General features: G+C 33.7%; 19 protein-coding genes. All 19 read left to right on the top strand.

Annotation, left to right across the window (positions count from 1 at the left end; translation table 11 throughout):
* The first annotated feature begins 41 nt into the window (after positions 1–41).
* Complete coding sequence (locus CYP64_RS03055) at positions 42–1070, top strand: replication initiation protein (RefSeq protein ID WP_103648627.1); 1029 nt, start codon at positions 42–44, stop codon at positions 1068–1070.
* A 119-nt stretch (positions 1071–1189) separates the two neighbouring features.
* Entirely contained in the window at positions 1190–1594 is a 405-nt protein-coding gene (locus CYP64_RS03060; RefSeq protein ID WP_103648628.1) for a hypothetical protein, read from the top strand.
* Between the two features lie 45 nt (positions 1595–1639).
* Positions 1640–1897, top strand: a complete 258-nt coding sequence (locus tag CYP64_RS03065) for a hypothetical protein (protein ID WP_103648629.1) — start codon at positions 1640–1642, stop codon at positions 1895–1897.
* Positions 1898–1977: 80 nt separating this feature from the next.
* Entirely contained in the window at positions 1978–2256 is a 279-nt protein-coding gene (locus CYP64_RS03070; protein WP_103648630.1) for an EexN family lipoprotein, read from the top strand.
* A gap of 463 nt (positions 2257–2719) precedes the next feature.
* The gene (locus CYP64_RS03075; RefSeq protein ID WP_103648631.1) at positions 2720–3031 is read left to right on the top strand and encodes a TrbC/VirB2 family protein; all 312 of its coding nucleotides are present in this window, start codon (positions 2720–2722) and stop codon (positions 3029–3031) included.
* 14 nt (positions 3032–3045) lie between these two features.
* Positions 3046–5826, top strand: a complete 2781-nt coding sequence (locus CYP64_RS03080; protein ID WP_103648650.1) for a TraG/VirB4 family ATPase — start codon at positions 3046–3048, stop codon at positions 5824–5826.
* On the top strand, positions 5823–6584 hold the full coding sequence (locus CYP64_RS03085) for a type IV secretion system protein (protein ID WP_103648632.1): 762 nt from the start codon (positions 5823–5825) through the stop codon (positions 6582–6584). Before CYP64_RS03080 ends, CYP64_RS03085 begins: the two co-directional genes overlap by 4 nt.
* A gap of 15 nt (positions 6585–6599) precedes the next feature.
* On the top strand, positions 6600–7598 hold the full coding sequence (locus CYP64_RS03090; RefSeq protein WP_103648633.1) for a type IV secretion system protein: 999 nt from the start codon (positions 6600–6602) through the stop codon (positions 7596–7598).
* A 108-nt stretch (positions 7599–7706) separates the two neighbouring features.
* Entirely contained in the window at positions 7707–7886 is a 180-nt protein-coding gene (locus CYP64_RS03095) for a hypothetical protein (RefSeq protein ID WP_103648634.1), read from the top strand.
* Positions 7886–8128 (top strand): hypothetical protein, encoded by a 243-nt coding sequence (locus CYP64_RS03100; protein ID WP_103648635.1) that lies wholly within the window; start codon positions 7886–7888, stop codon positions 8126–8128. Before CYP64_RS03095 ends, CYP64_RS03100 begins: the two co-directional genes overlap by 1 nt.
* A gap of 3 nt (positions 8129–8131) precedes the next feature.
* Positions 8132–8809, top strand: a complete 678-nt coding sequence (locus tag CYP64_RS03105) for a virB8 family protein (RefSeq protein ID WP_103648636.1) — start codon at positions 8132–8134, stop codon at positions 8807–8809.
* Between the two features lie 2 nt (positions 8810–8811).
* Positions 8812–9756: a P-type conjugative transfer protein VirB9 gene (gene virB9 / locus CYP64_RS03110; RefSeq protein ID WP_103648637.1), complete on the top strand. Its 945-nt coding sequence runs from the start codon at positions 8812–8814 to the stop codon at positions 9754–9756.
* Complete coding sequence (gene virB10 / locus CYP64_RS03115) at positions 9743–11020, top strand: type IV secretion system protein VirB10 (protein ID WP_103648638.1); 1278 nt, start codon at positions 9743–9745, stop codon at positions 11018–11020. The genes virB9 and virB10 overlap by 14 nt, the downstream gene beginning before the upstream one ends.
* Entirely contained in the window at positions 11010–11999 is a 990-nt protein-coding gene (locus CYP64_RS03120) for an ATPase, T2SS/T4P/T4SS family (protein ID WP_258032920.1), read from the top strand. Before virB10 ends, CYP64_RS03120 begins: the two co-directional genes overlap by 11 nt.
* A gap of 15 nt (positions 12000–12014) precedes the next feature.
* A complete protein-coding gene (locus tag CYP64_RS03125; RefSeq protein ID WP_103648639.1) occupies positions 12015–14018 on the top strand; it encodes a type IV secretory system conjugative DNA transfer family protein in 2004 nt (667 codons plus the stop codon).
* A 1-nt stretch (position 14019) separates the two neighbouring features.
* A complete protein-coding gene (locus tag CYP64_RS03130) occupies positions 14020–14454 on the top strand; it encodes a cag pathogenicity island Cag12 family protein (protein WP_181001677.1) in 435 nt (144 codons plus the stop codon).
* Between the two features lie 2 nt (positions 14455–14456).
* On the top strand, positions 14457–14708 hold the full coding sequence (locus CYP64_RS03135; protein ID WP_103648641.1) for a TrbM/KikA/MpfK family conjugal transfer protein: 252 nt from the start codon (positions 14457–14459) through the stop codon (positions 14706–14708).
* Between the two features lie 16 nt (positions 14709–14724).
* Complete coding sequence (locus CYP64_RS03140; RefSeq protein WP_103648642.1) at positions 14725–15756, top strand: hypothetical protein; 1032 nt, start codon at positions 14725–14727, stop codon at positions 15754–15756.
* Between the two features lie 26 nt (positions 15757–15782).
* Complete coding sequence (locus CYP64_RS03145; protein WP_103648643.1) at positions 15783–16526, top strand: hypothetical protein; 744 nt, start codon at positions 15783–15785, stop codon at positions 16524–16526.
* Positions 16527–16586: the final 60 nt, after the last annotated feature.

Here is a 16586-nt window from a genome sequence, read left to right on the forward strand (position 1 = left end):
TTATATAATAACTACATAAAAGCTATAGGAGTATTTAAAAAATGTCAGTGCGTGAAATCGTTCAATATTCTAACGACTTTAACTTTTTGCCTATGCCAAAACTAACCGAGCGAGAGATGGATATGGTTGTTAAGATCTTATCCAAACTAGCAGATAATAGAAGTGTAAAAATTGATATATATGATTTTTTTAATGATTTACGTAATACCAAAGAAAGCACTAATAAGATGCTTGAAATGTTTAAAAGTCTATCTGACAAAATACTAAACTATAATATCAAATATACAACAGCAACGAAAGCTTATGCTTTTGTGTGCTTTGAAAAACTAGTGTTTGATTATAAAACAAACACCATAGAAATAACAGCGCAACAAGACTTTTATGAGCTTATAACAAATTATCAGCTTGGTTTTACACGTTTTGAGTTATTGGAATTTGTCAATATCAATTCAAAATATGCAAAAACGCTTTATAGGCTTCTAAAACAATTTAGAAATAGTGGGGTGGTGACACTATTTAGAAATAAGTGGGATGAATTTTGCGAAATCATGCAAATACCAAAAGGCTATCCACAACATAACATAGATGCTAGAATTTTGAAACCTTGCATTAAAGAGTTGTCAGCAGAACGTGATTTATTTAATAATAATCGCAATATTTTTGAAAATTTAACATACAAAAAAATTAAAGATCCTAACGGTCGTGGTCGTGGCGGCAAAGTTATAGGCATCGAATTTTATTTTACACCTGAGAAAGATCGAAGCGAGCTTAGTGAGCAGATTAAAAATTTAAAAAGTCTAAAAAAACATACCGAACCAGAGCCAGAGGAAGCTCCAAAAGTAAATTATTTGACTGGTGAGATTGTTACAGAACTAACACCTTATATTGGCAGGCATTTCAGCATGAAAAATAAATATGATGGTGGTTACGACTCTTGTAAGTTGCAAGAGGTTTGGAAAGGCGATGATAAAAAAATTCATGCGAAAGCGATCAACCAAGAAAATAATAAAATATTTGATTTTGAATTTGAAACCTTGCAGCACATGATTAATGCGTTAAAATTTATTTAGCAGCTTTGATGAATAAAAAGTGTCCCACGAAAAAAACAAATTTTAACGTCTTAGTGGCAAAAGTGTCCCAATTTTTTGGGACTTTTATTAGTTAAAAGGTTATTGAGCGAGGAAATTCTATGTATAAAACACCACAAGCAGAGCAAATTAACTTCGACGTGAACCAAATCGAGATGATAAACGATTACTGGAGTGATGCAAATTCTATCTATGACAATAATTTGTCAGTAAGCAAGAACAATAAAGTCTTTTTAGATGATCTTTGTGTTAAAATTCAGCCATTGTCGAGCATGAATGAAAATGGATACTCTACAATAAAAGTATCAGTAGCAGGCGATAGCTCAGCAGTGTTTGAGATCATCAATAACGATCTAGATCCTCTTGTTAATGAACTAAAAAGGTCTATAATTGATTTTGAAAAGGAAGACGAAGATCCTTACTTCTTTGGCGGCGATGATTTGCTAGAGTTTTTATTAAAACAAAAAACCATTGAGAATTTAAAAGAAATTTTGGGAGACAGATAGATGAACAAATTGATTTTACCCCTCACGGCAGCATAAAGGTATTAAATGGAAAAATATAAATATATAAAATTATGCTGGGCTATTGGTATTTATATCCTATTTTTTATTCTAATAATCTATGGAACGTATACGATTTCACCTTTAATACACACTAACCAGGAGTTAGAGAAAATAAAGCAAGAAACTGGGAAATACCCTATGGAAATTATTAATCCAGTTACTTTGCAAGAACTAAATGAAATTGCAAAGGATCTTAATGGCACAATTATTTTCAGTGGCAATGGTAAAATAATAGTAAAATGATAAAAAATAAATTATATTAATAGAATTTATAGTAAAATAATAGAAATTAATGTATAATCACATAAAACAAAGGAGAAAATATGAAAAGATCAATTTTAGTTGTAGCACTTTCTGCTTTATTGATTGGAGTTTTATCTGGATGCGGCGGCGAGGAAACAAAGAAAGTTGAAGAGCCAAAAACCGCTAAATACTATAAAGATCATATTGACGAAACAATTAAGACATATGCTGATTGTGTAAGAAATAACCATTATAGAGATGAGGGTTACAATAGCATTAAAGTTAAAAATTGCAAGAATGCAAGCATTGCCTTAGATCAAAAAGGAATGTTAGATGAAGTTTATCAAAAAGTAAAGTAAAGTCACTATGACACTCAAAGAGCTTTCACAAATAACTGGCATTCCATACGATACCTTATTGCGTTGGAATACAGCTAAAAAAGATAACTATCGACGAGCCTTGGTAAGGCTGCTAAAAGATGTTGATAGGTCTATATTAATAAAATATTTTAAAGACAAACAATAAAAATAAATGTATATTAGATGTTAAATAATGTCTAATATACATTTATTTATAAAATACTAAGTTTAAAAATTAGTAAAATTTATCATAAAAAAATAGTAAAAATAGCGTGAAAAAATAAAAAAGTAATATTTAGTGCTAAAATTATGCATTCTTACTTTTAATTAGCTTAAAAAACCTTTCAATAGGCACTTTTAACAATATTATCATTATCTAATATTCGTTTAATAAATAACTTAATATAATTCGCTCCGTAATCCAAATATGGATTAATATTTTATTTTTGCGAAAGGACTTTCTATGTTGAGTTATTCTCCTGTAGAGAAATCTAAATCCAGCTCTCTCAATCTGCTTTGCTTTGCCTGCATAGCTTTTTTTGTTTTCGTCCCAGATCTAGCGTATTGTGCTGGCTTGGGTAGTGCAGAAAAGCTACTTACAAAGGTTTCCGAGTGGCTAAAATACCTTGCTGTTGCCACAGTAACTGTTGCAATCTTGGTTGTAGGCTATAAGGTAATTTTTGGTGGACAAACTATTCCAGAGTGTTCTAGAATTATCATTGGCGCAATATTAATTGCTTCTGCTTCAACAATAGCTTCTATTCTACTTGGATAGAATTGGGTAATAAGATGGAAGAAGTAATATATAAAGGTCTAACACGTCCAGCAATGGTTTTTGGTGTTCCTATAATACCTCTCTTTGCAGCAAGTAGTATAATATGTCTATTGTCGCTTTATACTACTTTTTTGTTTTTAGGGCTATTATTTCCAACAATATTCATAATGAGAGAAATTACTAAAAAAGATGACTTGATTTTTAGGACGCTCTTTTTAGGGATGAAATTTTGGAAAACCCCAGCCACTAAAAAATTTTTTAGAGATAGAAAAACATATATTACCTCTTCTTACGACAAAGTACCATTAAATTTTAATGCTCCAAAGCTTAGTATTATTCCATTAAACTCAGTCCCAAATTTTAAGGATATGATCCCTTACGATAGCCTTGTAGATAATTTTGTGATAACTAAAAATTTCGACATATTAGCTACATGGGCAGTTGATGGCATAGCATTTGAAGTTGAAGATGATGAAATGCTAGAATTTAACAAACAAAAGATCAATATGCTGCTTAGACAATTTGACAGCAAACAAGTATCTTTTTATGTTCATAGTGCAAGATATAGCATTGAGGATAGCTTCAACGACTTAAAATTTAGCAATGAGTTTTTACAAGAGCAAGATAGAGCATACTATAACGGCTTCAATAAAAAGGAGTTAAAGCAAAACACCTATTATTTTACGGCAGTTTTTTCGCCTATCAATAAAGCTGCACTTCGCTCATCATTTAAAAAAGATAGCTTAGATAAACGCATAAAAGAGATGAATGATTATATAAGGACGTTTAAAAACTACTGCGTAACCATTGATACAAATTTATCTGACTTTAACGCAAAAAGGCTTGGTAAATATGAAGTTGATGGTAATGTATATTCATCACAATTAGAGTTTTATAATTTCTTGATATCTGGTAAATTTCAAAAAGTAAGAGCTACCAACTCCCCACTATATGAGTATTTAAATGGCGATATCTCTTTTATATCTTTTGGCAGCTCAACAATGCATTTAAAATTTAACGACGGATCAAATCGTTTTGCAAAAGCAGTTGAGATAAAAGACTATCCAAATCACTCTTGGACTGGTATATTAGACCAGCTTATGTATGAAGATATCGACTATACAATTACTCAAAGTTTTGTTCCTTTACCAAAATCAAAAGCAAAATACGAAATAGATATGCAAAGAAAAAGGCTAAATTCGGCAGAAGATGATGCTATTAGTCAGATTGAAGATATTGATGACGCACTTGACAACTTAATAGGTGGAAATCTAATATTTGGCAGCTATCATTTCTCTTTAGTGATCTATGGCGATAGCGTTGAGGATGTTGAGAAAAAAAGTAATAGGGCTATGGCCGTATTGGCAAATGCTGGATTTTTGACAAGCTTAGCTGGTATTGCGCTACCTGCAACGTATTTTTCTCAATTTATTACAAACCTTAGCATTAGACCTAGAATTTATACGATAACTTCACTAAATTTTTCATCTTTTGTTTCTTTTCATAATTTTGTAAAGGGCAAAAGAGATAAAAATCAATGGGGAGAGGCAGTAACTATTTTTAAAACCCCAAATAAGCAGCCATATTATTTCAATTTTCACGAAACAAATAAAGATGATGATTTTTCTAATGAGATTACAAGACTTGCAAATACTCTAGTCTTAGGATATTCTGGATCTGGTAAAACAGTATTGATGAGTTTCTTACTTAACCAGCTTTGCAAATTTGCTGACAAGAATAGTTTTCCAAGCAATACTCCAGAGAATAAAAAAAGAGCAAGTTTCTTTTATTTAGACAAAGATAAGGCTGCCATTGCAAATATCTTTGCGATAGGTGGTAAATACATTACACTTGATCTTGGAAAGCCAACTGGATTTAATCCATTTCAAGTAGAGGCGACCGAGCAAAACATTACAAAACTTCAAACACTTATTAAAATGCTAGTTACTAGAAATGGCGAGCAGCTTTTAGTTAGTGAAGAGAGGGCATTAAATACTGCCATTGAAGCTGTTATGACAAACTTTGAAAGAAAAGATAGAAAGTATGGCATTTCAATGGTATTGCAGCACTTAACACAAAAAAATGAAGAGATCAATGCATTAAAATCTAGACTTAGCCTTTGGTCTTATGGTCAAAAATTTGGCTATGTGTTTGATAATGAAAATGACACTCTAACGCTTGATGATGAAAATATCAATGTTTACGGCATTGACGGAACTGATCTATTAAACGATGCTGATATAAGCTCAGTTACAGCATTTTATATTCTTTGGCGTATTATGGATTTAACCGATGGAAGACGTTTTGCTCTCTTTATTGATGAAGCTTGGAACTGGCTTTTAAATCCAGTAGTAGCAAACGAGGTATTTAATAAGCTAAAAACTATCAGAAAACAAAATGGCTTTATAGTTATGGGAACACAATCGGTAGAGGATTTTGCAAAATTACCGATCGCAACTGCAATTATAGAGCAATCTCCTACAACGTTACTCTTATCAAATCCAAAAGCGAATGAGAAAGATTATGTGGAAATTTTAAAGGTCACTAAAGAGGAATATGAGTTTGTTAAAACAACTCCTACTTCTAATAGGCAGTTTTTAGTTAGAAAAGGTAACGTAGATGGAGATAGAACAATAGCTGGCTTAGACCTTTCATCACTTGGCAAGGCACACTTAGGAATTCTATCAACAGCTTCATCAAACGTAGAAAAAATAGAAAATATCATTTACTCAGATTTGAGCTATGATGAAAAACTTGCAGAATTAAAAAAGATATATACAAAGGAGCAAAAATGAAAATCAAACAAATGTCTTTAGCTTGCGTTGCAGCACTAACGCTAAGCATTTCAACTCTCTCTGCCTCTGGAATACCAGTTGTTGATGGTGCTCAAATAAGCCAAAGCCAAATCAACCACATTGAAGATGTTTTAAAACAAGCCAAAACTTGGGCTGAAGAGGCTAAACGCTGGGCTGATACCGCTGCACATTACAAAGAACAGCTAAACGCCTATGCAAAACAACTTGCTAGCCAGACTGGCATAAGAGATGTTGCGTCTTATCTTGAAGATGTTAAAGAGCTTTATGGCAGCGTAAATAAGCTTGGAATGTCAATTACAGATGCGATAGAGATGACAAAGGATATAAAAGGTTTTAGTAAGGCTGATTTTATTAAAAATTTTATGGATATCATTGACAATCACTATGAATATAACCCTTGCAAAGCGATAGCAGAAACCGAAAAAGCTAAGAGAAATGCTTGCATGATAACTTATGCTGAACCTATGCAAGATATGGAAGTTTATAGTGAAATGTCAAAAAATATGGACAAACACCTGAAAAATTTAAACAAGCTTAGCAAAAAACTTGAAAAGTCTAAAGACATTAAAGAAAGCTCTGATCTAAACAATCAAATTCAATCACAAGTGGCTCTTATGAATGCTCAGAAAATTCAATTTGATACCTATAAAGACACTAGGAGATTAAGACAAGAGCAATCGGATTTACAAAGAAAATCTGCGATCTTGAAGAGCCAAAGTAATTGGGATTATAGATAGAAAGGTGCTAGTAATATGCCAACTGATGGTTTTTTCATAAGAGCATATCATACTTTTTATGATACTTTCGTAACAAGGCAGGATGCTTTTAATGGTCCTATTCTTAGTTTAGTAAAGATATTTACAAACTTTGTCGGAATTTACTTAACTTGCTGGATCATATATAGGGGATATCAAATTCTTTGGGGAAGAAATCAAGATAATATCAAAGATTTTGCTTGGGATGCCTTTGTGAGATTTGTTTTTATATTAGTTTGTTTCTTTCCAACAGAGTGGCTAAATTTAATTAGTGCAGCTTTAAAAGAGTTTCATGAGTTAAAAATTGGAAATCAATGGGATTTTATTCAATATCTTCAGGATTATTTTAATAAATCGGTTGATTTTACAAAACAAATGGCACAAGATGGGTCTTGGTATGAAGTTCTTTACATTGGGTTAATGATAATAATTGTAATGCTTGGCACTCTTGCAGGATGTTTTTATCCATTTAGAAGTTATATCTTAAACTATATAGGCTTTGTTTTTTTACTAGCATTAACTCCTTTGGCACTGATGAGTTTAATATTTGGGAATTTCTTGAAAGATACATTTAAAAATTGGTGGGGGTTAATGTTATCGTCTTGCTTAACACTGGTTCTTTTAAATGCTTTTGGGTTAGGTATTTTTACTTTTGTTCATAATATTTATTTTAAAGAAGTAGATGAATTATTTGCAAAAAATGAAAATTACTTTATGATAGCTTTTCTTGCTCTTTTTACTGGAGGTATGATAGCAGCATTTGTAAAGATAATTGTGAATTTGGTTGAAAAAATAGTTGGAACTTCAATAGAAAGCACAGTAAATAACGCTGCATTAAGTGTTGGATCTACAATAGCTGGTGGAGCTGGCATTGGAGCACTTGCAACAAGATTTGGAGCAAAATACGGCTTTAGAGGCTCAAAATGGGGTGCAAGCAAAGCATACCAGGGTAGCAAAAAACTTATAGAAAGATTTAAAAGAGGTAAAGAACAATGAAAAATTTGATTTTTCTTTTTGCTTTATTAGAGGCTCAAAATGGGGTGCAAGCAAAGCATACCAGGGTAGCAAAAAACTTATAGAAAGATTTAAAAGAGGTAAAGAACAATGAAAAATTTGATTTTTCTTTTTGCTTTATTGGCACTTCTAAGTGGTTGCGCTGCAAGTAAAACAAATAACCTAAGCACTGCTAAGACAGCAGCAACTTGGGAAGAGCTTTTTGATAGCAATGAATGGCAGCCAGCAAACAATCAAGCAAACAGCACAAATTTTAAAAAGGCGATCTAATGGCTAAGAAAAAAGAAGATAGAAGAGAAAAAATATTTGAGGAATATATTACTCCAGAGGAGCTTGAGAGCGAATTTGGAATAAGTATTGAGCTTCAAAAGAAATATAGGTTAGAAGACGCTAGCAGGGATAAATACTTTGATAAAAGTATTCCAAGACTGCCATATATAGCAATATCTAGAAATATATTTTACGAAAAGGACAAAATTCGAGCATGGCTTGAATTTTTTAGAAAGGAATAGGCAATGAAAAAAGAAGACAATGAAGCTATAACTTATGAAGCAAGCTTTAGGTATTTGATTGAAAAATCAAATAGAAGGGCTTGGTTAGTTGCTTTTGTAAGTGTAATTATCACTTTTATGTCAATTTTGGCGGTCACATTGCTTACCCCTTTAAAAGAAGCTGTGCCATACGTGATAAGAGTTGATAATCAAACTGGAATGGTAGATATCATAACATCATTAAAAGAAGAGGACGTCTCCCAAAATGAGGCAATAGACAAATACTTTGTTTCAAACTATATCAAAATTAGAGAGGGATATTATTTTGATCTATTGCAACACGATTATGAGCTTACACAAATTTATAGCTCACCTGAGGTAGCAAAAGACTATACAGCCATTTATAATGGCAAATTTGCAAGACATGAGCAGCTAAAAGACACCTATAAAGTTGAAATTCAAATACTTTCGGTTGTTTTAAGTGAAAGCGCAGGAACAAAAATGGCAACAATTCGCTTTAATGAGAATTTAAAGAAAATTGTAAAAGATGAAGCCTCTATGCAAAGCGAAGTGAAAACAAAGGTAGCCACTCTTTCATATGCTTATGATACAAAAATGCAAATGAGCGAAGAAGAGAGAATAGAAAATCCTCTTGGCTTTAAAGTATTAACATATAGAATTGATGATGAAATAAGGAGATAAAGATGAGATCGATTGTATTAACAGCCTTATCTTTAGCACTATTAACAAGTAGCCTATCTGCTCTAAATACTCCGTCAAGTTCAAAATTTGACAGAAGAGTATCTTATGCTACATATAATGCTGATGATGTTTTTCTTGTAAAATGTAAAAACGGCTATGTATCGATGCTTCAATTTGCTGATAATGAAAGAATAGTCAATATCGCAACTGGCTTTTCAAGTGGCTGGGAAATCGTAGATAAGGAAAATTTCTTATTTATCAAGCCAAAGGCATACGTAATAAATGAGTCTGAGCAAAACGCTCCAAAAACAATGACTGATAGCAACGGCGATGAGATAGATTTTCAAATGCCCTCAGTGATCCAGCCAAATGCTAAAGAATGGAATACAAACCTTATTGTTACCACTACAAATAAAATTTATATATTTGACTTAAGACTTGACGAGGAAAATATCAATTATAGGGTTAAATTTAACTATCCACTAGATGAAAAACTCAAAGAACAAAACAAAAAACAAGCTCTTGAGCTAGCCAAAAAACAAATTGACGAGAAAAAAGAGCTAGATACTGAGGTAGATAAAGTCAATGTCCCTAGAAACTGGGATTTTATGATGCACGTCAATAAAGGCAGCGATACAATAGCTCCTGATTTTGTTTATGACGACGGTGTATTTACATATATTGGCTTTAATTCTACGAAGACAATCCCTAGTATTTTCTTATTTGACGAAGCTAACAAAGAGAGCATTTTAAATACTCACTTAAAAAAAGATGGCAATTACGATGTTTTGGTGGTGCATAAGATAGCACAAAAACTACTGCTAAGAAGTGGCGACAAGCTTGTTGGTATTATGAATAATAGCTATGGCAAAAATCCACTTTCTAAGACTTACGACACTACAAAACAAAACATAGAAAGAGAGATCTTGGACAATGGCAGCAAATAATAAAAAAAGCATTTCTGAGCAAGAGGAATTTAAAGATATCATTGATGATACTGAGCTTGAAGACGAGAGGTTAAAGACAAGAAAACTTCAAGCATTTGGAGTTGTCGCCTTTGCTGCTGTTGCCCTCGTTTTAGGTCTAGTAGCTCTTATTGGTAACTTTAAAAACCACGATGAGCAAGATGAAAAACAAAAAATTGCAGTTGGAACGAACGTGCAAAAAGGCGATTTTTCAATAAAGGAAGAAGCTCAAAAGATTAAAGAGCTAGTCCTTGCAGATAGAAATTTTACTGCTAATAAGGAAGAAGCACCAAAAAGTGATCCTTTTGTTGCAAAACCAGAAGCCAAAAAGCAAGTAGTTATGGATTATAAGCCAAGAGTTTATAAAAGCACTTCATCTCTACTAGTATTAAACGCCTCTGCAAATAGCGGTGACTCGTCTGCAGGTGTCAGAAATTCAGAAGTGAATGAGAATGGGGAAAGAGTTGTAAAAACTGTTAGTGGCGAATATGTTTTTGATAGCAATGGAAACTTCATAAGAAGAAATGGCGAGCCGCCAAAAGATTTTTCAGATAATGCTAACAACAACGATAATGGAAGCGATAATTCTGAGTATGAAACCGCTGGAGTATTCACTCCTAAGAGTGCAAAAGTTGGCAGCTTTGATCCAAATTTATATTTATCAAAAGGAACATATATTGGCTGCTCGCTTGATACAAGGCTAGTTTCAACAATCAAGGGTGGAATTTCTTGCACTGTAAGCGAGAATATCTATTCTACAAACGGCACAACGCTTCTTATTGAAAAAGGATCAAAGATCACTGGCTTTTTCAATAGTGGCCAAATGAATGATGGTATGGATAGAATTTTTGTGGTCTGGAGTGAGATAAGAACTCCTAACAATATTATTATCCCAGTAAGCAGCGGTGCAAGCGATGAACTTGGTGGATCTGGAATACCAGGATATGTCGATCACCACTGGCTTGAAAGATTTGGCTCTGCAATTTTGCTTAGTATCATAGATGATGCTGCGAATGTTGCATTAAATGGCAGCAGTGGAACAAGAAACAATAACAATATTAACTACGTTGATAATACAAGAGAAACGACGATGCAAATGGCAAATACAGCTCTTGAAAAATTTATCAATATCCAACCAACACTTTATAAAAATCACGGCGATATCGTCGGCGTTTATGTTAATAGGGATATTGACTTTTCAAAAGTCTATAAGCTTAACGTAAAAAGGAAAAGAAATGCACGCTAACGTTATGGGTGATGGGCATATTTTAGCTCAGTATGCTGGAAAGTATTTTGGTGAGTATTTGTCAAACGACGAAATTAACGAAATTTGCTACAACGGCGATGATAAAGTTTTTTGTGAAAATGTTAGAGGTGAATGGCTAACTTTTATAAGAAACGATATAGATTATAAGAAAATTTATGCCTTTGCCCAAACTTGTGCTAGCTACAAAGAAGACACAATAGATGAGAAAAAGCCTATTTTGTCTTGTGTATTACCAACTGGAGAGAGGGTGCAAATTCTTGTCCCTCCAGTTATGCCAAAAGGTAGAATTTCAGTCACCATAAGAAAGCCGTCAAAGGTTAAATACACCCTTGAAAATTATATCGATAATGGCTCTTTGGATATAAAAACTGCAGAGAAATTTAAAGAAGCGGTCAAAAATGGTAAAAACATAGTTGTATGTGGCGAAACTGGTAGTGGTAAAACAACTTTTATGAAGACATTAGTTGATTTTATACCTTACAATGAAAGGGTAATTACTATCGAGGACGTGCCAGAGCTTGTTTTCACACACCAAGACAATGTAGTTTCCCTTTTTTACCCTAGCGAGGCAAAAAGCACTGATTTAATCAATTCTGCCTCCCTCTTAAAATCTTGTTTGAGAATGAAGCCAGATAGAATTTTGCTTGCCGAGCTAAGAAGTGGCGAAACCTATGATTTTCTTAACGTAATTTCAAGCGGACACAACGGCTCAATGACAAGCTTGCACGCTGGCGACGTCACAAGTGCGTATAACCGCCTTGTAATGATGAGTATGCAAAACGAGCAGGCAAGAAGCACTGGTAAAGAGTTGATCCTTGAAATTTGCAAAAGAGTGATCGACGTTATCATCATCTTTAAGAAAGAAAACGGCAAAAGACAAGTTACTGAATACGAATACGACGGCGTTTTATTTAAAAGAAATACTGACGGCATGTTTTTTAATGCCTCAGAAAAATAAGGCTAGGAAAAGACTATGGCAGCTCCGCAACAAAAAGTAGAATTAGAAAGAGCACAAATTATTGTATTGGTAATAGTTGCCCTTGTTCTAACTTACTTTTTAACAGCCGTTTTAATGTTTGCATTAAATGGAGCGATGAATAAATTTATGAAGCTCTTTACGCTGGACTTTACTATCATTGCTCTAGTTAATGGCTATAAAAACGCCTATTTGGCTTTGCTTTTGGCTGCCCTACTCTCTTTTTCTTTGGCGTTTGCAATTCCATATATACCAAAAAAGAGAAAGCTTTATGGCGATGCTAAATTTGCAAATGCTAACGATATAAGAAAACTTGGACTATTTCCTAAGAAAAACAACGATGGCATTATAATAGGCAAATATAACGGCAAGCTATTAAGATATGGTGGCCAACAATTTGTCGCTCTTGGTGCTCCAACAAGAAGTGGTAAAGGCGTTGGTATTATAATCCCAAACTTACTTGACTATCCAAATTCTTGTGTCGTGCAAGATATAAAACAAGAGTGCTATGAATTTACATCAAAGTATAGGGAGCAGGTTTTAGGACAAGAGGTATTTGTTTTTAACCCTTTTTCAAAAAACACGCATAGATATAACCCTCTTTACTATATCAATATGGACGGAGATAATGCTGACGCTGAATTGACCGACTTTGGTAATATTCTATATCCATTAAAAGGCGATGGAAGCGTAACAGACTATTTTAACGGCAAAGCAAAGGATCTTTTTATAGGACTTTGCTATTTAATGAATGACTTACTAAACACTCCTAGGGGCTTAAGTTTTCTTGAGGCTCATAATCTGGAGTGCGACTTTTCTCTATATGGAATTTTAAGGCTAAGTGAGGGCTTAAAATTTAAAATTGAAGAGGGTAATGGGGATGTTAGAGTTATAGATAACTTTGCTGATACATATAATACTCTAGTTAGTTTTGATATGGTTTGCCCTAAAGCAAAAGAGAGAATTGATGCCTTTTTTGAGATAAAAAGCGATAATGAGAGAAGCTCTGCAATGGGTAGCTTTATTTCTCCTCTTTCGTCTTTTAGAGCCGATAATATGAGATTGGCCACTAGTGCAAACGACTTTGATTTTAGAGATCTAAGGCGTAAAAAGATGACAATATATATTGCCATCACGTCAGACAAAAAAGCTAGTGCAAAGCAAATTCTAAATATATTTTGGCAGCAACTAATCCTTATAAATGTTCAGCAAGGCTTGCCGCAATCAAATAGCGAGCTAAAGCACCCTTGCCTTTTATTGATGGACGAATTTACTGCTTGCGGATATCTAGCAACTTATTCTAATGCTATTTCGTTTATGGCAGGATATGATCTTAGAAGTCTAATAGCATATCAAGCAGACTCACAACTTATGACACCAAAACCAGAGGGATATGGAAGAGAAGAGGCTTTAACCCTTTTAGCAAACCACGCATGCCGAATTTATTATTCTCCAAAACTTAACGAGGATGCAAAAAAACTAAGCGAGGACTTGGGAACAACTACTGTGAAGAATAGAAGCAGAAATTTAGGCAAAGGTGGCGGTGGAAGCGAGAGCGACACCAGCACCCCTTTAATGATGGCACAAGAGCTAAAAACAATGAATTTCAAAAATGAGATTATCTTAATTGATAGTGCCAAGCCTATATTTTGTGAAAAGGCGTTTTACTACAAAGATAAATACTTTATGGATAAATTTAAACAAGTTTCACCTAGCCTTGCAAAAATTAAAGGCTTGCCAAGTCAAGAGCAGTTGATGAAAGCAGTCCAAAACAACGAAACAAGGACTACTCTCCCAACTCAAAGCGAAGAAAGCACGAGAGAGTGGATATATGAAAATGTTATGAAGCCTAGACTTGAAAAATTTGAAGACGAATTTATGGCCATATCTTTGGAATACGAAGAAAAAATGAGAAACCTAGGCGATGACGTCGAAGCAATTAGTGATGAAGAAATAGACAAATACCAAAGAAATTTACAATCAGATGAACAAAGGAGTTAATTTGAAAACAACAGAACTTTTAAAAATCGTATTGTTTGGCTTAGTTGTAGTTGGATGCAGCAGACCACCAGAACCAGTAAAACTTGATGGCGGCTCAGCCACTACAATAAATCAAGGCTTGGTTGTCGAAACACAACAAGGCGTTGGCAAAGATCCATTTTTGAAAAATAACAAATGGAGCTACAACATGTATTTTGTAAAGACTAGCAAAGGTCTTATCGAAAACGATCAAACAGTTAAGGCATTTTTTCTAGCACACAACTCTGCAAAAATGGTCATTATAGGTAATGAAGTCATTGCACAAGAATATAAGGACTATTTTTTGAATAATCAAGTTACAGCGGAGATTGAAATACACCCAGTTGACAGCATTAATCTTTCAAAGAATAAGGTTAATGTTTTGTTTTTCTCAAAAAATTACTCTAAAGGAAAATAAAGATGAAAAAATTTGCCCTTTTCTTGGTCTTAGTTGCGTTTAGCGGATCTGCTTATGCAAGCGGTATAAAAACAGACGAGCTAACTGGAGATACAAAGCTGGCTTGCGAAGCTTTACTATGCTTAAAAAGCCCAAATAAACCTAAAGAGTGCGATGCTGCATTGAAAAAATACTACTCAATAAAGGCTAAAAAATCTAAAGATACTGCAAGAAAACGCAAAAATTTTCTTAATCTTTGTCCAGTTGAGAATTAATCAATAAGGAAAGAAAATGTCAGGCAAAAGATATAATCAAGCAAATATCATCTTTGAAGAAATGCAAAATCAAGAAAGTAGCGAAGCCAACCTAGTTGGCAAAGCTACTGAGCTAGTAAAAAAAGAAAACGGCTCAGCAGAACTTGCTGGAGATGCTGGAGAGCAAAATAATAAAACTTCAGAGAACATTGGCGAGCAAGAGCTAAATTTTGAAAAGGCTTTAGAAATACTAGGAATAAAGCTAACTCAAGATGATCATAAAACAGCAATACTTGATTATTCTCAGTGTGTAAAGAATTTTAATAATATTCTCGAGAGGGATAAGGTTAAAAGAAAAATCATCAAAGAGAGCCTCGACGTCGAAAACAATAAAACAACATTGTCGGCCATAGACGATATAGAAAAGAACTGGGACGAGCTAAGAGATTATTTCAAAGCCCTTATCAGCTTCTTTACAAATCCGCCTAGCAAAGAAATTTTTGAACTTACAAATCATAACGCCCTCTTAAATTCAGTATATCAAAGCTTTAAAAAATTTGAACAAGACTTTGAGGACTTAAATTTAACCCAAAATATGTCAAGCAAGATAAGGGCGTTAAACGATCGTATAAGTGAGCTTGATAACTTCAATAAACAAATTGAGGCAAAAACCGAGCATAGCTTTCAGTTTTACTCTACTTTTATTGATGAGCTTTCTAAAAATCAGCAAGAGAAGCTGAGTAACTTTATAGAAAAGACTGACGGAATAACACAAAAAATGAAAGATCTTTTTAACTCTTATGATAAATCGATGAGTGAAAGATTGAAATTTTACAAAGGAGGATCTAAATGGTTAAGCATAATTAGCCTATTGTTGGCACTTGGTTGTGGTGGGCTTGCTTTTTTCACACTTTCATTATCAAATGAAATTAGCACGCAAGGAGCTATCCTTAAACAATTAGGCGATATTGGCGTAGAACAAACGAATAAAGAAGTTAAATTTGAACTTCCTAAAAACGCCAGATACCTAAAAAAGGATGACAAAACATACATTATTATAGATAAATAAGATGACAAAATTTAAAAGGATATAAGATGACAAACGAAAACACTCAAGAAGCAAAAACTTCAAAGCTATACGTAAGTGCAGGCGATTACACTAATCAACACGGCGAAAGCGGAATTGTTACTGGTTTTGGCGAAATGAAGCCATATATAGATGACAAAGGTCAAAATCAAGACGTTAATGCAAGAGCAATATTAAAAAAGATTAGTGATATCGGAAATTTTATCAGTGCTACTGTTGGTGAAAAAGATAAAAATAAAATTGGTATTGACATAAGAGGAACTGACGAAAAAGGTCAAGAAAGTTTTATGAAAGCTAACGTATGGACTGACTCAGGCATAGGCAAGAGTGGATCTAGTTATTCTTTTAGAAAGATTACAATCGAAGTTAGCCCAGAGAAAATCAATGAAAAGACTGGCGAGGTTATCCAGCCTGCTCAAAGACTTTACGCTACTAAGATGCCACAAGGCGGTTATAGCTTTGATAAGAATAATAGCGGCGAGTTAATTGCTAAATTTAACTCAAATATCCAAAAAGGTGCTGACTTTACACTTACTCCTAAAAAAGACACTACCTTATCAAAATACCCAGAGCTATCAAATACTATTAATACAATAAAAGAGCAAAAATCGTCTTTTGTTGAAATAGCATTTGTAGCTGGTAAGGGTGCAATGATAAATAGCATTACTCCCACGAATGGCGGTAACGGAATAGGAGCTGCACAACTTCAAAATTCCGTCGCCAAGAAAACAAAAAAAGATATAGAACGCTAATCTCTATACCTAGTTGAGCCTCTTTTTAGAGGCTCAAATTTTATCAAAAAATATGGAGCT

The sequence above is a fragment of the Campylobacter concisus genome (assembly GCF_002913945.1).
In the GTDB taxonomy this organism is placed as follows: domain Bacteria; phylum Campylobacterota; class Campylobacteria; order Campylobacterales; family Campylobacteraceae; genus Campylobacter_A; species Campylobacter_A concisus_P.

Excerpts from the sequence above, each read along its gene's own strand:
- CYP64_RS03060 (WP_103648628.1), top strand. The coding sequence starts at position 1,190 with ATGTATAAAACACCACAAGCAGAGCAAATTAACTTCGACGTGAACCAA.
- CYP64_RS03105 (WP_103648636.1), top strand. The coding sequence starts at position 8,132 with ATGAAAAAAGAAGACAATGAAGCTATAACTTATGAAGCAAGCTTTAGG.
- CYP64_RS03095 (WP_103648634.1), top strand. The coding sequence starts at position 7,707 with ATGAAAAATTTGATTTTTCTTTTTGCTTTATTGGCACTTCTAAGTGGT.
- CYP64_RS03065 (WP_103648629.1), top strand. The coding sequence starts at position 1,640 with ATGGAAAAATATAAATATATAAAATTATGCTGGGCTATTGGTATTTAT.
- CYP64_RS03090 (WP_103648633.1), top strand. The coding sequence starts at position 6,600 with ATGCCAACTGATGGTTTTTTCATAAGAGCATATCATACTTTTTATGAT.
- virB9 (WP_103648637.1), top strand. The coding sequence starts at position 8,812 with ATGAGATCGATTGTATTAACAGCCTTATCTTTAGCACTATTAACAAGT.
- CYP64_RS03085 (WP_103648632.1), top strand. The coding sequence starts at position 5,823 with ATGAAAATCAAACAAATGTCTTTAGCTTGCGTTGCAGCACTAACGCTA.
- CYP64_RS03140 (WP_103648642.1), top strand. The coding sequence starts at position 14,725 with ATGTCAGGCAAAAGATATAATCAAGCAAATATCATCTTTGAAGAAATG.
- virB10 (WP_103648638.1), top strand. The coding sequence starts at position 9,743 with ATGGCAGCAAATAATAAAAAAAGCATTTCTGAGCAAGAGGAATTTAAA.
- CYP64_RS03055 (WP_103648627.1), top strand. The coding sequence starts at position 42 with ATGTCAGTGCGTGAAATCGTTCAATATTCTAACGACTTTAACTTTTTG.
- CYP64_RS03070 (WP_103648630.1), top strand. The coding sequence starts at position 1,978 with ATGAAAAGATCAATTTTAGTTGTAGCACTTTCTGCTTTATTGATTGGA.
- CYP64_RS03080 (WP_103648650.1), top strand. The coding sequence starts at position 3,046 with ATGGAAGAAGTAATATATAAAGGTCTAACACGTCCAGCAATGGTTTTT.
- CYP64_RS03125 (WP_103648639.1), top strand. The coding sequence starts at position 12,015 with ATGGCAGCTCCGCAACAAAAAGTAGAATTAGAAAGAGCACAAATTATT.
- CYP64_RS03100 (WP_103648635.1), top strand. The coding sequence starts at position 7,886 with ATGGCTAAGAAAAAAGAAGATAGAAGAGAAAAAATATTTGAGGAATAT.
- CYP64_RS03145 (WP_103648643.1), top strand. The coding sequence starts at position 15,783 with ATGACAAACGAAAACACTCAAGAAGCAAAAACTTCAAAGCTATACGTA.
- CYP64_RS03075 (WP_103648631.1), top strand. The coding sequence starts at position 2,720 with ATGTTGAGTTATTCTCCTGTAGAGAAATCTAAATCCAGCTCTCTCAAT.
- CYP64_RS03135 (WP_103648641.1), top strand. The coding sequence starts at position 14,457 with ATGAAAAAATTTGCCCTTTTCTTGGTCTTAGTTGCGTTTAGCGGATCT.
- CYP64_RS03120 (WP_258032920.1), top strand. The coding sequence starts at position 11,010 with ATGCACGCTAACGTTATGGGTGATGGGCATATTTTAGCTCAGTATGCT.